The sequence below is a fragment of the Lysobacter sp. 5GHs7-4 genome (genome assembly GCF_021284765.1).
In the GTDB taxonomy this organism is placed as follows: Bacteria; Pseudomonadota; Gammaproteobacteria; order Xanthomonadales; family Xanthomonadaceae; genus Lysobacter.
The window spans coordinates 3,793,329-3,812,162 of sequence record NZ_CP089924.1; the positions used below are offsets into that span (position 1 = coordinate 3,793,329).

15 protein-coding genes and 2 pseudogenes are annotated in these 18,834 nt (G+C 70.6%); 14 read left to right on the forward strand and 3 right to left on the reverse strand.

From position 1 onward, the window contains the following. Nucleotides 1-70: 70 nt before the first annotated feature. The 4 genes from LVB77_RS17155 (at nucleotide 71) to LVB77_RS17170 (ending at nucleotide 3,524) form a co-directional block, all read left to right on the forward strand. Complete coding sequence (locus LVB77_RS17155) at nucleotides 71-1,024, forward strand: helix-turn-helix domain-containing protein (RefSeq protein ID WP_232907288.1); 954 nt, start codon at nucleotides 71-73, stop codon at nucleotides 1,022-1,024. A 69-nt stretch (nucleotides 1,025-1,093) separates the two neighbouring features. After that, a complete protein-coding gene (locus tag LVB77_RS17160; RefSeq protein WP_232907289.1) occupies nucleotides 1,094-1,345 on the forward strand; it encodes a WGR domain-containing protein in 252 nt (83 codons plus the stop codon). A 171-nt stretch (nucleotides 1,346-1,516) separates the two neighbouring features. After that, the gene (hemE, locus tag LVB77_RS17165) at nucleotides 1,517-2,599 is read left to right on the forward strand and encodes a uroporphyrinogen decarboxylase (RefSeq protein ID WP_232907290.1); all 1,083 of its coding nucleotides are present in this window, start codon (nucleotides 1,517-1,519) and stop codon (nucleotides 2,597-2,599) included. A 175-nt stretch (nucleotides 2,600-2,774) separates the two neighbouring features. Next, entirely contained in the window at nucleotides 2,775-3,524 is a 750-nt protein-coding gene (locus LVB77_RS17170) for a heparin lyase I family protein (protein WP_232907291.1), read from the forward strand. Between the two features lie 12 nt (nucleotides 3,525-3,536). Here LVB77_RS17170 and LVB77_RS17175 read toward each other — a convergent pair whose 3' ends face one another. Together LVB77_RS17175 and LVB77_RS17180 are read right to left on the reverse strand one after the other, a co-directional pair. Further along, nucleotides 3,537-4,469, reverse strand: coding sequence for a hypothetical protein (locus LVB77_RS17175; protein WP_232907292.1), 933 nt, complete (start codon nucleotides 4,467-4,469; stop codon nucleotides 3,537-3,539). Between the two features lie 177 nt (nucleotides 4,470-4,646). After that, a complete protein-coding gene (locus LVB77_RS17180; protein WP_232907293.1) occupies nucleotides 4,647-8,231 on the reverse strand; it encodes an ATP-binding protein in 3,585 nt (1,194 codons plus the stop codon). A gap of 294 nt (nucleotides 8,232-8,525) precedes the next feature. On the opposite strand from LVB77_RS17180, the pseudogene LVB77_RS17185 reads away from it, so the two are divergent. The 3 genes and pseudogenes from LVB77_RS17185 to LVB77_RS17195 all read left to right on the forward strand — a co-directional run. Continuing rightward, a pseudogene (locus tag LVB77_RS17185) lies at nucleotides 8,526-9,152 on the forward strand (YceI family protein); the annotation flags it as partial. Next, nucleotides 9,149-9,685 (forward strand): annotated as a pseudogene (locus LVB77_RS17190) (cytochrome b); the annotation flags it as partial. The pseudogenes LVB77_RS17185 and LVB77_RS17190, both read left to right, overlap by 4 nt. An 85-nt stretch (nucleotides 9,686-9,770) precedes the next feature. Then, complete coding sequence (locus LVB77_RS17195; RefSeq protein ID WP_232907294.1) at nucleotides 9,771-10,319, forward strand: YceI family protein; 549 nt, start codon at nucleotides 9,771-9,773, stop codon at nucleotides 10,317-10,319. A 137-nt stretch (nucleotides 10,320-10,456) separates the two neighbouring features. Here the strand turns inward: LVB77_RS17195 and LVB77_RS17200 are convergent, their stop codons facing one another. Continuing rightward, nucleotides 10,457-10,684: a glutaredoxin family protein gene (locus LVB77_RS17200; RefSeq protein WP_232907295.1), complete on the reverse strand. Its 228-nt coding sequence runs from the start codon at nucleotides 10,682-10,684 to the stop codon at nucleotides 10,457-10,459. A gap of 71 nt (nucleotides 10,685-10,755) precedes the next feature. Here LVB77_RS17200 and LVB77_RS17205 point away from each other — a divergent pair, with 71 nt between their 5' ends. The 7 genes from LVB77_RS17205 (at nucleotide 10,756) to LVB77_RS17235 (ending at nucleotide 18,790) form a co-directional block, all read left to right on the forward strand. Then, complete coding sequence (locus tag LVB77_RS17205) at nucleotides 10,756-11,139, forward strand: hypothetical protein (protein ID WP_232907296.1); 384 nt, start codon at nucleotides 10,756-10,758, stop codon at nucleotides 11,137-11,139. A gap of 39 nt (nucleotides 11,140-11,178) precedes the next feature. Then, nucleotides 11,179-12,561 carry an L-serine ammonia-lyase gene (locus LVB77_RS17210; protein ID WP_232907297.1) on the forward strand — a complete coding sequence of 461 codons (1,383 nt, stop codon included), beginning with the start codon at nucleotides 11,179-11,181 and terminating at the stop codon, nucleotides 12,559-12,561. Continuing rightward, the gene (locus LVB77_RS17215; protein WP_232907298.1) at nucleotides 12,561-13,214 is read left to right on the forward strand and encodes a hypothetical protein; all 654 of its coding nucleotides are present in this window, start codon (nucleotides 12,561-12,563) and stop codon (nucleotides 13,212-13,214) included. The genes LVB77_RS17210 and LVB77_RS17215 overlap by 1 nt, the downstream gene beginning before the upstream one ends. A gap of 108 nt (nucleotides 13,215-13,322) precedes the next feature. Next, the gene (locus tag LVB77_RS17220; RefSeq protein WP_232910336.1) at nucleotides 13,323-13,967 is read left to right on the forward strand and encodes an alpha/beta fold hydrolase; all 645 of its coding nucleotides are present in this window, start codon (nucleotides 13,323-13,325) and stop codon (nucleotides 13,965-13,967) included. A 151-nt stretch (nucleotides 13,968-14,118) separates the two neighbouring features. Next, nucleotides 14,119-16,977 (forward strand): molybdopterin cofactor-binding domain-containing protein, encoded by a 2,859-nt coding sequence (locus LVB77_RS17225; protein ID WP_232907299.1) that lies wholly within the window; start codon nucleotides 14,119-14,121, stop codon nucleotides 16,975-16,977. After that, a complete protein-coding gene (locus tag LVB77_RS17230; RefSeq protein WP_232907300.1) occupies nucleotides 16,974-17,531 on the forward strand; it encodes a (2Fe-2S)-binding protein in 558 nt (185 codons plus the stop codon). Before LVB77_RS17225 ends, LVB77_RS17230 begins: the two co-directional genes overlap by 4 nt. Next, nucleotides 17,528-18,790, forward strand: a complete 1,263-nt coding sequence (locus LVB77_RS17235; protein ID WP_232907301.1) for a cytochrome c — start codon at nucleotides 17,528-17,530, stop codon at nucleotides 18,788-18,790. Before LVB77_RS17230 ends, LVB77_RS17235 begins: the two co-directional genes overlap by 4 nt. Nucleotides 18,791-18,834: the final 44 nt, after the last annotated feature.

Below are 18,834 nucleotides of genomic sequence, written 5' to 3' on the forward strand. Positions count from 1 at the left end.
TTCGGCCCGATACGCCGACAGTGGCCCGATTGCCAATATTAGATAAGATCGGGCCATGTACAATCGGGCCATGAACGCCGACACCATCGCCGTGGTCGCCTTCGACCGCATCAGCCCCTTCCATCTCTCGGTGCCCTGCATCGTGTTCGAGGACCGCGGTTTCGACGGCCAGCCGCGCTTCGAGTTGCGGGTGTGCGCGGCCGAGCCCGGCCCGCTGCGCACCCAGGCGGGTTTCAGCATCGCGGTCGAGCACGGCCTGGAAGGCCTGAACGACGCCGGCGTGGTGATCGTGCCGTCCTGGCGCGACGGCGACGAACGCCCGCCCGAGGCGCTGCTGGAGGCGCTGCGCCAAGCGCACGCGCGCGGCGCGCAGATCGTCGGCCTGTGCCTGGGTGCCTACGTGCTGGCCGAGGCCGGTCTGCTCGACGGCCGCCGCGCGACCACCCATTGGCACTGGAGCCGGCACTTCGCCGAGCGCTACCCGCAGGTGCGCCTGGAACAGGACGTGCTGTACGTCGAGGACGCCGAGCTGACCACCTCGGCCGGCACCGCGGCCGCGCTGGACTGCTGCCTGCAGCTGCTGCGCCGGCGCTGCGGCGCCGAACTGGCCAGCCGAGTCGCGCGCCGCCTGGTGGTGGCGCCGCACCGCCAGGGCGGCCAGGCCCAGTACATCGAGCAGCCTGTGCCGGCCTCGGCCCAGGACGAGCGCCTGTCCGGGGTGCTGAGTTGGGCGCTGGCGCATCTGGACCAGCCGCACAGCCTGGATGCCCTGGCCGAGCGCGCGCTGATGAGCCGGCGCAGCTTCACCCGCCGCTTCCGCCAGACCACCGGCACCACCGTCGCGCAGTGGCTGCTGAGCCAGCGCCTGGCGCGCGCGCAGCGCCTGCTGGAAAGCACCGACCGGCCGGTGGAGGCGATCGCGGCCGACACCGGCTTCGGCTCGGCGGTGTCGCTGCGCCAGCGCTTCGCGGCCGCGCTGAAGACCTCGCCCACGGCCTACCGGCGCGAGTTCCGCGGCACCTGAGACGGCGCCCGCGCATGCCGCCCCATACCGCTGGCGCATCCCGCTAGAACATCCCGCTAGAATCGGTGCGTGCGCCTGCTCCTACAACAACGCCCCGACGGCCGCGAAGCCCCGCGCTTCGTGCAACTGATGCTGCAGCCCGATCTGCTGGGCGGCTGGACCCTGGTGCGCGAAACCGGCCAGATCGGCGGCCGCAGCACCCTGCGCCGCGAGCAGTTCATGGATCGCGACAGCGCCTTCGCCGCGCTGGAACACGCGCGCGACCAGCAGCTCAAACGCGGCTTCCAGCTGATGTTCGCGCAGGGCGCCGAAGCGCCCTGAGCGTACCCGCCCGCCGCGGCGAGCCGCAGGCCTAGCGCAAGCCCGCACCGCCGCGCCTGCCGCCGCGCGGAACACAGCAACGCGGCCATCGGCCTCACCGCGACTCGCGCCGGGCCCCGCCCGCCCGCGATAATGCCGCCCCGCCTTCGCTTCTCCGCCCCAGGATTCCGCATGACCGCCACCGACGCCGCACCCGCCAACGACCGTTTCCTGCGCGCCCTGCGCCGCGAGCCGGTCGACCGCACGCCGGTGTGGCTGATGCGCCAGGCCGGCCGCTACCTGCCCGAGTACCGCGCCACCCGCGCCCAGGCCGGCAGCTTCCTGAACCTGGCCAAGAACCCGGAGCTGGCCTGCGAGGTCACCCTGCAGCCGCTGCGCCGCTTCCCGCTGGACGCGGCGATCCTGTTCTCCGACATCCTCACCGTGCCCGATGCGATGGGCCTGGGCCTGTACTTCGCCGACGGCGAGGGCCCGAAGTTCGAGCGCCCGATCCGCAGCGCTGCCGACATCGACCGCCTGGCCGTGCCGGACATGGAAGGCGAGCTGCGCTACGTGATGGACGCGGTGCGCACCATCCGTCGCGAATTGAACGGTTCGGTGCCGCTGATCGGTTTTTCCGGCAGCCCCTGGACCATCGCCTGCTACATGGTCGAAGGCGGCGGCAGCGACAACTATTCCAAGGTCAAATCGCTGGCGCTCAACGACCCGGCGGCGATGCACAAGCTGCTGGGCGTGGTGACCGATGCGGTGATCGCCTACCTCAAGGCCCAGCACGCGGCCGGCGCGCAGGCGCTGCAGGTGTTCGACACCTGGGGCGGCGTGCTGTCGCCGGCGATGTACCGCGAGTTCTCGCTGCGCTACCTGCAGCGCATCGCCGCCGAGTTGCCGCGCGGCGAAGGCGCGGCGCGCGCGCCGCTGATCCTGTTCGGCAAGGGCAACGACCCGTATCTGGAAGACCTGGCCGCCAGCGGCGCCGAAGCGGTGGGCGTGGACTGGACCATCGGCCTGGGCGACACCGCGCGCCGCATCGGCGGGCGCGTCGCGATCCAGGGCAATCTCGACCCGGTCACCCTGTACGCCACGCCCGCGGCCATCCGCGACCAGGTCGGCCGCGCGCTGGACGACTACCGCGACGGCAACGGCGGTTCGCGCGAGGGCCACGTGTTCAACCTCGGCCACGGACTGTCGCCGGACATGAGCCCGGAGCACGTCGCGGCGATGGTGGATGCGGTACACCAATTAAGCGCACGCTGAGCGCAGCCTGGCACGGCGCCTTTCGACGCCTGCGCGAACTGAGAAAAAGCCCGCATTTTCGCGGGCTTTTTCTCGCGTAAAGTGCCGCCCCGAACAGGGCGGATCGACCGCAGCTGGGGAATGGCAGATGCGTGCGATGCGGACTTACCTGCGACTGGCGGCCGGCTTGGCGGCTTTGACTGCATCCGCTGCGTTCGCGCAAACCACCCGGCTGAACATCGACTACGAAACCGGCACCACCGACTCGGGCATCTTCAGACTGGTCGCCACCGAGGCGCCCGCCGCCGACGCGGCGTACATAGTCGATGGCGAGGCGCGTTCGGGCCGCTACGCGCTCGCGCACAAGGTGACCTGGACCGACCCGGGCTATGTGTCCTTCGGCGCGCCGCGCAGCGAAGCACATGCAAGCTCGGTTCGCGACGGCGCGCTGAAGCCGGGTCAGTACGCGCCGGGGCAGCACCGCCTCTACACCTTCAGCGTCATGCTCAAGGACTGGGAGGACTGGAACGGGGCGCCCGGCCCCGCCCCCGTCGACATCGTCTGGCAGTTCAAGCACTTCAACGGCGGCCCCGATTTTTACGTGGGCGTGCGCCGCAACCAGATGATCCTGCGCTACGGCGAGAAGCAGGCCGTGCTGATCGACGACGTGCGGCCCTACGACAACCGCTGGCTGGATTTCCGCTTCGAGATCTACTGGGCCAAGGACGACAGCGGCTACTACACCGCCGAGGTCAAGCGCGACGGCGATGCCGACTACACGCTCAAGGCCGCGGAAGCGGCTTATCCGACCTTCGACCCGGCGTACGCCGGCACCGCCGGCACCATTCAGTGGGGTCTGTATCGGCCCGATGCAGCCAAGGTGCCCGGCGCCACGCCGACCCGGATCGTGCTGCACGACGACATCCGCGTGATCGAACTGCCCTGAGTCGGCGCGGGCTCAGCCCACGTCGATCTTGTTGCTCCTGAGCAGGCGCGAGGGGTCGGCCGGCGCGTCGCTGGGCGCGCCGTACTCGAGCCGGATTTCGCGCATGTCCTGCGGCACCATCTGCTCGATGTCCTCGGGCCGTTCGCAGCCCGGCTGCAGGCGATTGCCCAGGCTCATACCGACCATCATCAGCGCCTGCGCTTCGCTGGACTGCGGTTCGCGCGCGAGCACGCGGTCGCTGAGCAGATAGGCGCTGTCGTGGCCGTCCTTGGACAGCGTGGACACCGCGCCGCTGGGCCTGGGCGCGCCGGCTTCGAGCTGCTCGATCGGCAAGGGATTCCAGCAGTGGCCGGTGCTGACCACGGTCAGGCGGCGCGACAGGTCGGCCATGAAATCTTCCAGCGACGAACGCGCCTGTTCGCGGCTGGCGGCTTTGGCCGGCACGCTGTAACGGCCCTTGACGATGTACATGCGGTCCATCTGCAGGGTCATCGCCGAGCTCTTGCGTTCGCCCTGGCTGGTGAAGGCCAGATCCAGCGAACGCCCGCTGGACGCAGCGCCCTTGCCGCGCGCGTAGGCGAAGCTGCGCAGCGGGCCCAGGTCCATGTCTTCGTAGCCGCCGGACTGGCGGCCGACCTGGGCCAGCGCGTCGCGCTCCTCGTCGGCGACGCGCTCGAACTCGGCGGCCGACAGCGCGCCGGTCGGATAGAAATACACGTCGATCCAGCGATCGCGGCGCTTGCTCAAGGCATAGCGCACCGACACGCCGAACTCCTGGCGGTCGAAACGGTGCTCGTCCACTGCCTGCCATTTGCCCAGGCGCAGCGGATAGACCACGCGCGACTCGCGCAGGTAACCGCCCAGCAGCGGCATGGCCGGCGATTGGCCGCTGTCGGCGCTGGCCAGCGCGTTGCCGGCATCGGCCGCGAGCGTGGGGCCTGCCAAAGCGACGGCGAGGATGCCGCACCCTGCCCTCGCGCGCAGGTACGCGCGTACCGCCCTGACTGTCATCCCCGCCCCCTGCTGCGCATGCCGCCGTTCGCCACCGCTGTTTCCGTGGCGATCATGCGCCGCTTGCGCCGCATCCACCAGTCCGCGGGCTGCGGCCAGGGCTGGCGGCCCTCACGGCGGCGGCAAGGCCTCGTCCAGCACCGCCGCCAGCATCGCGCCGGTCACCGGTTTGCGCAGGAAACGGTCGAAACCGGCCGCGATCGCCTGCGGCTCGGCGTCGGCATCGGCGCGCGCGGTGACCGCGATCAGCGGCCGCGCATAGCCCTGCGCGCGCAGCTGACGGGCCAGGTCCAGCCCGTTCAGGCCCGGCAGGTCGAGGTCGAGCAGCGCCGCTTCGTAGTGGGCCGTGGCGACTTCGGTCAGCGCCGCCAGGCCGTTGCCGACATGGGTCACGCGATGGCCCTGCGCGCGCAGCAGGCCGGCGATCACCAGCGCCACGGTGGCGTCGTCCTCGACCAGCAGCAGCGCCAGCGGCGCGCGCCGCGCGTCGCCGCCGCGCGCCGGCGCGTTCGCGGCCGCGCCTACGGTCGCCGCCGGCAGCGGCAGCTCGAACGCGAAGCGCGCGCCCTCGCCGGGCCGGCTCTCGACCGAAAGCTGCCCGTCCATCGCCGCCGCCAGTTCCTGACAGATCGCCAGGCCCAGGCCGCTGCCGCCGTAGCGCGCGGCGGTGCGCGCGCCCTCGGCCTGTTCGAAGCGGCGGAACAAGCGCGACTGCTGCTCCTCGTTCAAACCGGGCCCGGTGTCGGCGACCTCGAAGCGCACGCCCTGCGGCGCCAGCGCCGCCACCCGCAACGAGACGCGGCCCTGTTCGGTGAACTTGATCGCGTTGCCGAGCAGGTTGAGCAGGATCTGCCGCACCCGATGCGGATCGCCGCGCAGCCCGCGCGGCGCGTCGTCGGCGATCTCCAGCTCGAACGCCAGGCCGCGCTTGCGCGCCAGCGGCGCCATCAACGCGCTGGCGTCCTCGACCAGCGCGCGCAGATCGAAGGCCTCGTCGGCCAGTTCCAGCTTGCCCGACTCGATCCGGGCCAGATCCAGCGCGTCGTTGACCAGGCGCAGCAGATGCTTGCCGGCGCGCTGGATCGACTCGGTGTAGCCGCGCTGCTGCGGGTCCAGCGACGTGTCCAGCAGCAATTCGCTCATGCCCAGCACGCCGGTCATCGGCGTGCGCACTTCGTGACCCAGCGTGGCCAGGAAACGGGTCTTGGCCAGCGAAGCCTCCTTGGCGATCTCGCGCTCGTGCTCGGCGGCCTGCCAGTCCAGACGGCGCTTGAGGCGCCGGCGGTAACGGTCGGCCGCCCACCAGGCGGCGAGGATGGCGATGCCGACCAACGCCGCCAGCGCCGGCGGCGTGCGCCACCACGGCGGTTGCACGGTCAGCGAGAACTGCCGCGACTGCGACCAGATGCCGTCGGCGTTGGCCGCCTGCACTTCCATGCGGTAGGTGCCGGGCTCCAGCTTGGAGAACACGCGCTCGCCGTTGCCGGGCTGGATCACCCAGTCCGGGTCGTAGCCGTGCAGACGGAAACGGTAGCGGTGCGATTGCAGGTCGACGAAGGACAGCAGGCGCGCCGACACGCGCAGGTCGCGGTCCTGCGGGCCCAGCACCACCGGGCGTTCGGGATCGAGCTTGAACTCGTCCTCGTCGCGGCGGTAACTCAAGGTCTCGATCACCAGCCGCGGCGCCTTGGCCGCCTCCGGCGCGCGGCCGGCGTCGAACAGCACCACGCCTTCCATGGTGCTGGCCACCGCCACGCCGGACGGCGTCAGCAGCGGATTGCGTTCGGTGAATTCCTGGCTGGGCAGGCCGTCGCGCATGCCGTAGATGCGCAGGCGCTGGCGGCTCTGGTTCCAGCAGATCAGGCCGCGGCGCGTGGTCAGCCAGACGTTGTCGCCCCAGGCCAGCACGCCGCCCGATTCGGTCGCCGGCAGGCCTTCGTCGCCGCTCACGCGCGCCAGCAGGCGCAGTTCGCGGCCGTCCCAGGCGTACTGCTCCAGGGCCTCCAGACGGTGCAGCCACAGCCGGTCCTTGCCGAGCATGGCGAAGCCGAACACGCGATCGACCGGGCTGCCCGGCAAGGCGTCGAAGCGGCGCGTGGCCGCGTTCCAGCGCGACAGGCCGGCCGGGCCGGCCATCCACAGCGCGCCGTCGGGGCCGACGTCGATCTGTTCGATGTACAGCGTGTCGACGCCGCGGTCGTCCTCCGGCGTCACCGACACCTGCACGCGGCCTTCGGCGTCGCGCATCTGCAAGGCCGGCGGCATGTAGGCGATCCAGACGTTGCCGTCGGGCGTTTGCACGAGCTGGTCGGTGATGCCGTCGTCGCCCAGCGCGGCATCGCGCGGCGAGGTCGCGGTCCAGTTGCGCGTGCCGCCGTCGGCCGCGACCCGGGTCAGGCCGCGGTTGTCGCCGAACCACAGCGCGCCGTCGCGCGCTTCCAGCACCGAGTACAAGGCGGCGTCGGCCAGCGCCGGCACCACGCGCTGGGTGGAATGGCCGTCGCGCAGATCCAGTCGGTCGATCACGCCGCGCTCGCCGACCATCCATACTTCGTGGCCGTCGCGACTGGCGGCGAGGTCGCGCATGTAGGCCACGCGCGGCGCGCCCGGACGGCCGGTGCCGGGCTTGAGCACGGTGAACTGGCGCCAGTTCGGCGCCAGGTAGGCCACGCCCTCTTCCTCGGTGGCGAACCACCAGCCGCCTTCGTGGTCCTGCAGCAGGTCCAGGGTGTTGATGTTGGCGATCGCCGCATCGCCGGACAGCGGCGTGAGGCGCCCATCCAGCACACGCCGCAAGCCGCGGTGGGTGGCCACCCAATAATTGCCGGGACCGTCGCCGGCCACGCCGTAGACGCCGGTCTTGTCGGCGGGCGCGAACCACGGCATCTGCGCGATGCGCCCGTCCGGCGCACGCCGGAACGCGCGCAGGCCGGCACCGATCCACAACGAACCGTCGGCCGCCGGCGACAAGGCCGTGACCCAGGCGCCGCTGATGCCAGCGTGCGCGATCGTGTGAAAGCGCGCGCCGTCCCAGTAGGCCAGACCGGTGGTGGTGCCCACCCACAGCCGGCCGGTGCTGTCGGTCTTCATGGTCCAGATGTACTCGCCGGGCAGGCCGTCCTTCGCGGCGCCCGCGCCGGCGCGTTCGGGCTTGCCTGCGTCGGGCATGTAGCGGGTGATGCGGCCCTCGGCGTCCAGGCGATGCACGCCGGCGCCGTCGGTGCCGAACCAGATCGCGCCGTCGGGCGTGGACGCGATGGTGTAGATCTCGTCGCTGCCGATGTCGGGATGGGTTTCGCGGCTGTAGTGCACGAAGTTCTGCCGCTCGCGATCGAGCATGTGCAGGCCGCCGCCGCTGAGCCCCACCCACACGCGGTTGCGCGCGTCCACATGCAGGGCCTGCACCATGTTGCTGGGCAGCGAACCCGGATCGCCGGGCACGTGGCGCCAGACCCGGAAACTGATGCCGTCGTAGCGCGCCAGGCCATCGTGGGTGGCCATCCAGATGTAGCCCTCGGCGTCCTGCGCCAACGCCGCCACGGTGCTGGACGGCATGCCTTCGGCGACGCCGTAGGTGCGGAACTGCGGCGTCTCCGGCAGCGTCGCGCGCGCCGGCAAGGTCAGCGCCGCCAGCAGCAGCCAGCACAGCCAACGCAGCCACTCCGGGCTTCCATGCACGACCGCTGGCCTGAGCATCCTCGGGTCCGATTCCTCGCAATACGGACGCTAGGCTCCCCGATCCTGGCCCGGCTAGGCAAGGCCCGCGACCGCGCGCGGTCCCCGCGCGTTCCGCGACCGGCCCGCAACGGACCGTTGCGGACACGCGTCTACGGGTTCATCGTGCGGTCCATAGAATCCCCGGACGATGCAGGCCGGACCTGCCTGGAGCCTTGCGTGCCGAATCCGCCCACTGCCGTGCTGCTGACCGCGTTGGCGCTGTGCGCGCTGGCGCCGCGTGCGCATGCGGCGGACAAGCATGCGGCGGACAACTATGCCTTGGATCCGGTGCACACGCGGGTGATGTTTGCGATCTCGCACGCGGGTTTCTCGCAAGCGCTGGGCACCGTCTCGGGCAGCACCGGCCATCTGAGCTTCGACCGCGACGACTGGCGCAGCGCGCGGCTGGACGTGCGCGTGCCCTTGAACCGGCTCGATCTGGGCGACGCCAAGTGGAACGCCGCCGCGCTGGCCGGCAACCTGCTCGACGGCGCGCGCTACCCGGAGGCGCGCTTCGTCTCCGATCGCGTCGAACCCGTCGACGCCGACCGCGCCCAGGTCTGCGGCCAGCTCACGCTGCACGGCAAGACCGCGCCGCTGTGCATGGACGTGCGCCTCAATGCGCTCAAGCGCCATCCGCTGCCGCCGTTTCGCCGCACCGCCGGCTTTTCCGCCACCGCCACGCTCAGCCGCGCCGCATTCGGCATCGACGCCTGGAAATCGGTGATCGGCGACAGCGTCGACTTGCGCATCGAGGCCGAGGCGGTACGCGAGCGCAAGCCGGACGACAGCGACGAACCCGCACCGCCGCCCGCCGACACCGAAGTCGCGCCGCCGCCCGCCGCGCCGGCCAAGCCCGACAACGACCCCTACGAACCCGCCCCGGTACCGCACGCATGACCATCAAGAACACCGACCAACGCTGGGGCGCCGTCAGCCAGTCGCTGCACTGGGCCATCGTGCTGCTGATCGCCACCATCGCGATCATCGGCCTGACCATGACCGACATGGCCAACGGCCCGTCCAAGATCAAGATCTACGCCCTGCACAAATCGCTGGGCCTGACCTTGCTCACGCTGGTCGTGCTGCGCCTGCTGTGGCGCTTCTACGCCGGTGCGCCCAAACCGGTCGCGGGCACGCCGCACTGGCAGGAGCGCATCGCTTCGCTCACGCATTGGGCGCTGTACCTGCTGATGTTCGCCATGCCGATCACCGGCTGGCTGTTCAATTCCAGCTCCGGCTATCCGCTGCAGTACTTCGGCTTGTTCAACCTGCCCAAGATCGCCGCGGTGAACCCCGGGCTGGCCGATCTGAGCGAATCGCTGCACGAGAACGGCTTCTGGCTGCTCCTGCTGCTGGTGCTCGCCCATGCCGGCGCCGCGCTCTACCACCACGTGTTCCAGAACGACGACACCCTGCGCCGCATGCTGCCGATGCGTCTGCGTCAGGCGCCGGCCGCAGCCGCGCCGGTCGCGGTTGCGCCCGTCGTCGCCACCGCCCCCGCTCCGGAGAATCCCGATGTCCCTTAAGCCCCTCGCGCTCGCCCTGCTGTTCGCCGCGGCGCCGGTCCACGCCGCCGACTACGTGCAGGCGCCCAGCTCCACCCTGACCTTCGCCACCAAGTACCAGGGCGAAGTGTTCAGCGGCCGCCTGCCCGGCTTCACCACCAGGATCAGCTTCGAGCCCGGTCAACTGAGCACCGCCAAGCTCGACGTGATCATTCCGCTGGCCGGCAGCGATACCAAGAACGCCGAGCGCGACGACACCCTCAAGGGCGCGGACTTCTTCAGCATCGCCAAGTTTCCGCAGGCGCGTTACACCGCCACCAAGTTCCGCAGCCTGGGCGGCAACAACTACGCCGCCGACGGCAACCTCACCCTGCGCGGCGTGACCAAGCCGGTCGTCCTGACCTTCACCTGGACCGGCGGCGCCAATCCGGTGCTGACCGGCAAGGCCACGGTCAAACGCCTGGATTTCGGCGTCGGCGGCGGCGACTGGGCCGACACCTCGATCATTCCCAACGAGGTCGCGGTGAGCACCAAACTGAACCTGGTGCCGGCGAAGTAAGCGCGGAACGCATCCCCTTCCTCCACCTTGTGCAGAGGCAGAACCCCACACCTGGCCGCACCGCTTCCCCCTTTGCAAAAGGGGGGACTGAGGGGGATTTGCTTTTCGCGGCCGCGCCGCGAAGGACGCGGGAGCCTTCAGCCCCGCAAGAACCCCGCCAACCGCTCCGCATCGAACGGCCACTCCAGCTCCCGCCCGTCGTCCTCGTCGCGCAGCACCGGCACGCGCGTGCCGTAGCGCTGCTCCAGCGCCTCGTCCTCGTCGATGAAGACGCTGTCGAACTCCGGCGCGCGCGCCTGCGCCAGCACGTCCAGGGCTAGGTCGCACAGGTGGCAGTCGTCGCGCTGGTAGAGGGTCAGGTGCATGCGCTTGCGTACTGAGGTGGCGGGGCCTCGCTAGCGTCTAGAATACCTGCGAGTCCGAACGGGACGGGACCATGGCTTTGCGCTGCATCCACACCGCGATCCTGGGCGCGCTGCTGCTGGCGCCCGCCGCCGCATGCGCGGGCCCCGCCTGCGCGGTGGACACGGCACAGCTGGTCGCGGCCTGGGAGAGCGACGGCGAGGGCGACTTCGAGCAGTTCGAACTCAGCCGCCGCGATGGCCGCAACGGCTTCGACTCGTGGCTGCACGAACGCCCGGAAATGCTGGGCGGCACCTGGCGCTTCGACCCCAAGACCTGTCGCCTGCGCATCGACCATGCCGCGACCGGGCAGCACTGGCAGTACGCCGTGGACATGACCGACGCCAAAACCCTGCTGCTGCGCGCCCCCGACGAGCGCCGCAGCGCCCGCTACCGCAAGATCGCCAACGGACGCTGACCGCGTCCCATCGCCCTCCAGCCGAGCATCCCCCGCCCCATGGCCGTCAGCACCTTCGACCTCTTCAAGATCGGCATCGGGCCGAGTTCCTCGCACACCGTCGGCCCGATGCGCGCCGCGGCGCGTTTCATCGAACGCTGGCTGATAGAGAACGGCGACCTCGCGCGCACCGCGCGGCTGCGCGCGGAAGTGTTCGGTTCGCTCGCGCTCACCGGCCGCGGCCACGGCACCGACAAGGCCGTGCTGATGGGCCTGGAAGGCCATTGGCCGAACCAGATCGATCCGGACATCATTCCCGCCGCGCTGGAGCGCATCCGCAGCAGCAAGCGCATCCGCCTGTTCGGCCAGCACGAGATCGGCTTCGACGAGAAGCACGATCTGATCATGAACAAGCGCCAGAAGCTGCCGTTCCACACCAACGGCATGCGCTTCACCGCCTACGACGGCGACGGCGAAGTGATCGCCACGCGCGACTACTACTCGGTCGGCGGCGGCTTCGTGGTCAATCAGGACGAAGCGGCCGAAGACCGCATCGTCGCCGACACCACCGACCTGCCCTACCCCTTCCATTCCGGCGACGAACTGCTGGCGCAGGCGCAGCGCAGCGGCCTGAGCATCGCGGCGATGATGTTCGCCAACGAACAGGCCTGGCGCACGCCGGACGAGATCAACGCCGGCCTCGACGAAATCTGGAAGGCGATGCAGGCCTGCGTCGAGCGCGGCATCCGCGAGACCGGCACCCTGCCCGGCGGCCTGCACGTGTCTCGGCGCGCGCCGGCGCTGTTCGCCGAACTGTCCGGCAAGCCCGAGGCGGCGATGCGCGATCCGCTGACCGTGCTGGACTGGGTCAACCTGTACGCGTTGGCGGTCAACGAAGAAAACGCCGCCGGCGGCCGCGTGGTCACCGCGCCCACCAACGGCGCCGCCGGCATCATCCCCGCCGTGCTGCATTACTACGACCGCTTCTGCCCCGGCGCCAGCGCCCAGGGCGCGCGCGACTTCCTGCTCACCGCCGCCGCGGTCGGCATCCTGTACAAGGAAAACGCCTCGATCAGCGGCGCCGAAGTCGGTTGCCAGGGCGAGGTCGGCGTGGCCTGTTCGATGGCCGCCGCCGGCCTGGTCGCGGCGCTGGGCGGCACCGCCAGCCAGATCGAGAACGCGGCCGAAATCGGCATGGAACACAACCTGGGCCTGACCTGCGACCCCATCGGCGGCCTGGTCCAGATCCCCTGCATCGAACGCAACGCCATGGGCGCGGTCAAGGCGATCAACGCCTACCGCATGGCCATGCGCGGCGACGGCAAGCACAAGGTCAGCCTGGACAAGGTCATCAAGACCATGCGCGACACCGGCCGCGACATGCAGGACAAGTACAAGGAAACCTCGCGCGGCGGTTTGGCGGTCAACGTCATCGAGTGCTGATGACCGAACCGCTGCGCCATCGCGACCACGGGCAGTGGCTGGGCGCGTTCGCGACCCGGATCGAAGTGAACTGCCCGCGCTGCGGGCACGCAGGCACCGTACATGCCGACGCGCGCTGGGTGGCGCACTTCGTCTGCGGTCGTTGCAGTCTCGATGCGCGTAGCGAACGCAACGACTGGCTGGGCCAGGTGCGCCTCAGCGGCCGGCGCCCCTGCGGCTACTGCGGCCATCAATGGCTGTGCGTGGATCGGATACGCGCCGGCACCCTGCGCGCGCCGATCGAACTCGCGCCATGGCGGACGACGCCCACCGACGACAGCCTCGCGGTCGCCTGCCCGGTCTGCAAGCACGAAAGCATCGTCGCGATCGACGCCCGCCGCGAGCGCGGCAACGAAGGCTACGACCCGCACTTCGGCCTGCCATTGCGCTTGATCGAACGCACCCGCGCGGGCCTGCTATGGGCCTACAACGGCGAGCACATCGACGAACTCCGACGCTACGTCAGCGCCGATCTGCGCGAACGCCACCGCACGCTGGGCAACAAGACCATGATTTCGCGCCTGCCGACCTGGATGAAGCTCGCCCGTCATCGGCCGCTGATGTTGAAAGCGCTGGACCGCTTGAGTCGGCGGTTGGGCGATGAAGCGGCGTGAGCTCGCACACGGGCATGGCCGCCGCGGGTAGTGCGTCGCATCCAATGAGTACAGCGCTGCGCTGCCTGATCTTGCCCGGCATGGACGGCACCGGCGAACTGCTGGGCGATTTCGTCGCGGCATTGGCCCCGCAATTCGAAGCCCAGCCGTTGCGCTACCCCCGCCGACCCCGCGCTGGGCTACGACGCGCTGACCGCGTTCGCGCGCCGGCGTCTGCCGCAGGACCGCCCTTATCTGCTGATCGGCGAATCCTTTTCTGGCCCGATCGCGATCCGCCTGGCCGCATCGCGACCCTCCGGCCTGCGCGGTCTGGTGCTGTGCGCGAGCTTCGCGCGTGCGCCCCGGCCGCCGGGCTGGCCTTTGCCGGCAAGTTGGTTGGCGCGTCTGGGCGCGGCGCTGCCGGTCGATCGCATCCCCGCATCGCTGACGGTACGCGCGATGCTGGGCGCCAACGCCGGCGCGGACTGGCGCGCGCGCACGCGCGCGCTGCTGGCGTCGCTGGACCCGGCCGTGATCCGCAGCCGCATGCGCGAAGGCGGCAACGCCGACGAGCGCGCCGCCCTGGCCCAGGTCGTCTGCCCCGTGCTGGTGCTGCACGGCCGCCGCGACCGGCTGGTGTCGCGCGCCAGCGTCCGCCAGATCCGCGCGATCCAGCCGCAGGCGCGATACGTCGAGCTGGACGGCCCGCACTTCCTGCTGCAGGCCAACGCGGCCCAGGCCGCCGACGCGATCAAGCGCGCGTTCGCGCCCTGATCCCGGCCGCAACCGCGGCGGCGCGCTCCCTCACGCAATTTACACAGCGCTCGCGTCCGGCCGCGGGCCGCGCGCGAAACCCGCGGCGCACGACGGTTTTCCCTGCCGCGGTTGTGGTTACTATTCGCCAAAGCCAGCTAGGACGCCGTCCATGCCAGCCCGCCTGAGTCGTCGCGATTTTCTCAAATGCAGCGTGGTGGCCGGGGTCTCGGTCTACGTCGCCGCACCGGGCAGCGCCGCCTTGGCCGCCCTGTTCGAACGCGAGCGCCTGCGCCCCCTGCCCTGGGACGCGGCCAGCGGCAAGATCCGCTACCGCAGCGACGCCACCGCCAAGGTCAGCGGCGAGAAACTCTTCAGCTTCGACATGCGCGCGCGCGACCTGCCCGGCTGGCCGCAGCAGCAGGCGCACGCGATGCTGCTGCGGGTGACGCGCGCCGATCGCGTCTATGCCGGGCACGACCTGTCGGTGCTGGGCGACGGCCTGCAGCCCGACCGTGTCGTCACCGCCGCCGATCTGGCCCGCGACGGGCTCGGTTTCCCGCCGTTCTACGGCGAGCACATGCTGCTGCCCGAAGGCCAGACGCCGGCCTACCTGGGCCATGCGGTGGCGCTGCTGATCTGGCACGACTTCGACCGTTTCCGCGCCGCCAAGACGCGCCTGAAGTTCCGCGAAGACCTGATCCGCTGGGGCGCCGAAACCGGCCCGCTGCAACGCGATCCCTGGGCCAGCTTCCGCTACGTGCGCGTCGGCGGCGCCACCGCCTACGACGACGACGTGTATTCCAGTCTCAAGGACACGCCGCTGTTTCCGTCCGGCTATCGCAAGAACCAGCCGCAATGGCCGCAGGCCAATTCCGACGGCGCGATCGACGCCCAGGGCGCGGCCCACGCTGCGGCCATGGCGGCCAGCCTGGACGCGCCGGCCGACGGCCGCCTGGTTCTGCAGCGCGACTATTTCTCGCAATCCATCGACACCGCCGCCCTGGAGCCCGACAACGGCAACGGCTGGTACGACCGCGACAACGCCACCCTGCACCTGGTGACGGCCACGCAATCGCCGCAGGAGATCGCCGAGGACGGCGCGCGCCTGCTGGCGGCCAGCGCGCTGGGCGTGAAGCGATTGGTGCTGCACCCTTGCTACACCGTCGGTTACGGTTCCAAGGACCACAACCCGTTCCCGTTCTACGCGCTGATCGCCGGCCTCTACGGCGACGGCCGCGCGGTGCGCCTGGCCAACGACCGATACGAGCAGTTCCAGGCCAGCCTCAAGCGCCACAGCTTCCAGATGCGCTACCGCATCGCGGTGGACCGCAACAGCGGCCGCTTCGAAATCCTGCAGGGCGTGATGACCGGCGACGGCGGCGGCCGCCGCAACTTCTCGCCCTCGGTGTGCCTGGTCGCGGCAACCGCGGCGCAGTCGATCTACTACTTCCCGCGCAGCGATCTGGCCAGCACGGTGATCGCCTCGCGCGCGCTGGACGCCGGCTCGGCGCGCGGCTACGGCACCCTGCAGAGCATGGGCGCCACCGAAATGCTGGTCGACGAAGTCGCCGCCGAACTCGGCCTGGATGCGATCGAGCTGCGTCAGCGCAACGTGTTCAAGTCCGGCATGAAGAACACCCAGGGCGCGATCCCGGGCGGCGCGCAACGCGCCGACGAAGTACTGGCCAAAGCCAAAGCGCATCCGCTGTGGCGCGAGCGCGCTCGGCGCAAGCGCGAGTACGAGGCCGCGCATCCGGGCAAGCGCTACGGCGTGGGCTTCGGCTGCGTGCAGAAGGACTTCGGCACCGGCGCCGAATCCGGCTTCGCCGAAGTCGCGGTGTCGAAGGACGGACAGATCCTGCTGCGGCATGTCGCCATCGAGATGGGCACCGGCATGACCACCAGCCAGGCCGCGATCTGCGCGCAATGGCTGGGCCGCCCCGCCGACGAGGTGCGCACCGGCGAGATCGACTGGCCGGAACTGCCGATGGTCGCCACCGGCGACCCCTGGCTGATGTCGCAGGCCGATCAGGACCGCCATCAGGGCGATCCGCGCTGGACGCCGAACCGGGTGATTCCGAGCAGCGCCAGCAACTCGGCGTATTTCTTCGGCCACGCCACGCGCGAAGCCGCGCGCCTGGTGTTCACCCAGGGCCTGTGGCCGGCCGCGCTGGCGATGTGGGGCCATGGCTACGGCGGCGGCCAACTCGCGCCGCTGGTGGTGCGGCGCGAGGACGCGCGCTGGATCGACGGCAGGCTCACCGCCGCCGGCATGGTGCCGCTGACGCTGAGGCAGCTCGCCGCCAAGGCGCACGAACTGGGCCTGGCCACCGGCGCGATCGTGCATACCTTCAATCGCTGGCAGTGGGCCGAGGCCGAGTTCCCGCTGGACGGCGACGACGCGCGTCTGCCGTTGGACGGCATCGCCCTGCGCTGGGGCGACGGCAGCGCGACCGGCGCCGGCACGCCGACCGCCAACGGCTACCGCATGATCGAACGCACGCGCGTCCACTACCCGCCGACCCAGCGCAACAACGCCGGCGTCGTCTACTACAGCGCGATCGGCACCCTGGCCGAGGTCGCGGTCGACACCGCCAGCGGCGCGGTCGAACTGCTGAACCATCACTCGATACTCGAATGCGGCAACCAGATCGTGCCTGAGCTGGTCTCCGGCCAGTTGCAGGGCGGCCTGGCGATGGGCATCGGCCATGCCCTGCACGAATTCCTGCCCCTGTACGAAGACGGGCCCGGCAACGGCACCTGGAACTTCAACCGCTACACCCTGCCGCGCGCGCGCGACGTCGCGGTATGGAAGCAAAGCGGCGAAGTGCTGCCGCCGCTGTCCGACACCGATCCGCCCAAGGGCATGGCCGAAGTGGTGATGATCGCGGTGGTGCCGGCGATCGCCAACGCGGTCGCGCACGCCACCGGCCGGCGCTTGCGCGAACTGCCGATCACGCCGGACAAGGTGCTGACCGCGCTCGCAGCGCCGGCCGCGCAAAGCATCGCTAAGGAGAGCGCCGCATGAGCGCACCCATCGTCAAACGGCCACTGGCCCTGCACGTCAACGGCCGCGCCCACGGCCCGGTCGACGTGCCCGAGGACATGATGCTGGTCGATGTGCTGCACGAGTACCTGGGCCTGACCGGCACCCGCTTCGGCTGCGGCCAAGGCGTGTGCCGCGCCTGCACGGTGATCGTCGACGACGAGCACGGCCCGCGTGAAGTACGCAGTTGCATCACCGGCGCGCATTACTTCGCCGGCAAGCGCATCCGCACCGTCGAAGGCCACGCCCGACGCGACGAGGCCGGCGCCATCGTCGAACTGTCGCCGGTGCAGCAGGCCTTCCTCGATCACTTCAGTTTCCAATGCGGTTACTGCACGCCCGGCTTCGTCAACGCCGCCACCGTGCTGCTGGAGCGGCTGGCGAAAGCGCCGATCGCGGCGAGCGAGGTCGAGACGACGGTCACCGAGGCGCTGGATCCGCACCTGTGCCGCTGCACCGGCTACGTGCGCTACTACCAGGCGGTGAAGGCGCTGGTGCTGGCCACGCCCGGACTGGTGCGGGAGCGCGCGCCATGACCCGGGTCGGCTGGCGGCGCATCCTGGCCTGGGCGGTGCTGCTGCTCGCGATCTGGTGGCTCGCGTGCTGGCTGCTGCGGTGGTGGTCCGCACGCGGCCCGACACAGCGCGTCGAGGCCAGCGCGCAACAACTCGTGCTCGGCCGTTATCTGACCGACGCCGCCGATTGCGCCGCCTGCCACACCGCGCCCGGCGGTGCGCCGTTTGCGGGCGGCGTGCCGCTGGCCTCGCCGTTCGGCACCATCCACGGCACCAACATCACCCCCGATCCTGAGCACGGCATCGGCCGCTACAGCGCCGACGATTTCCACCACGCGCTGACCCGCGGCGAAGCGCGCGACGGCCATCAGTTGTATCCGGCCATGCCTTACGTGTCGTACCGCGATATCTCACGTGCCGATTCCGACGCGATCTACGCCTACCTGATGCATCAGCCGGCAGTGGCTCAGCCCAACCGCAAGAACGGCGTGAGCTTCCCGTTCAACATCCGCAGCGGCATCGCACTGTGGAACCTGGCCTTCGCCGGCGCCCAGGCCAAGCCGGCCTCGCAGGGCGCCACGCCGGCCTGGCAGCGCGGACGTTACCTGGTCGATACGCTGGGCCATTGCGGCGAATGCCATACCCCGCGCGGCTGGGCCGGACAGCTCAAGCGCGCGCAGCCGCTGGCCGGCAACAACGCGCTAGGCCGCTTCGCCGCGCCCGACATCACCCCGCAGGGCCTGGCTGCGCGCGGCTGGGACGCGCCGCAATTGCGCAGCTATCTCGCCACCGGCCTCAATCCGCGCGCGGTGGCCTCCGACGAAATGCTGACCGTGGTGCGCCTGTCGACCAGCCGCCTGAAACCGGCCGATCTGGACGCGATGACGGCCTACCTGCTCGGCGACGCGCCGCCCGCGCCGCAGACGCTGACGCAAACCGCGGCGCCCCTATCCGATGGCGCAGGCCGGCATTACCTGAACCTGTGCGCGGGCTGCCACGGCCGCGAACGCGAAGGCGTGCCGCACGTCGCGCCGGGCTTGCGCGACAACAGCAGCGTGCGCGACCGCGATCCGCACAACCTGATCGTCGCCATCCTCGACGGCCTGCCGGAACACGACTTGGTCGGACTGGAACGCATGCAGCCGATGCCGGGCTTCGCCCAAGACCTGAGCGACGCCGAAGTCGCCGCGCTCGCCAATTGGCTGCGTGCGCCGACCAAGGCATCGGCGGTCGACGCCGGCGCGGTCGCGGAGCTGCGCAAGGGCAAGCCCGCGCACTGACCACTGCCCCTGCCTTGGGGTAGCAGCGGCGTCAGCCGCGACCG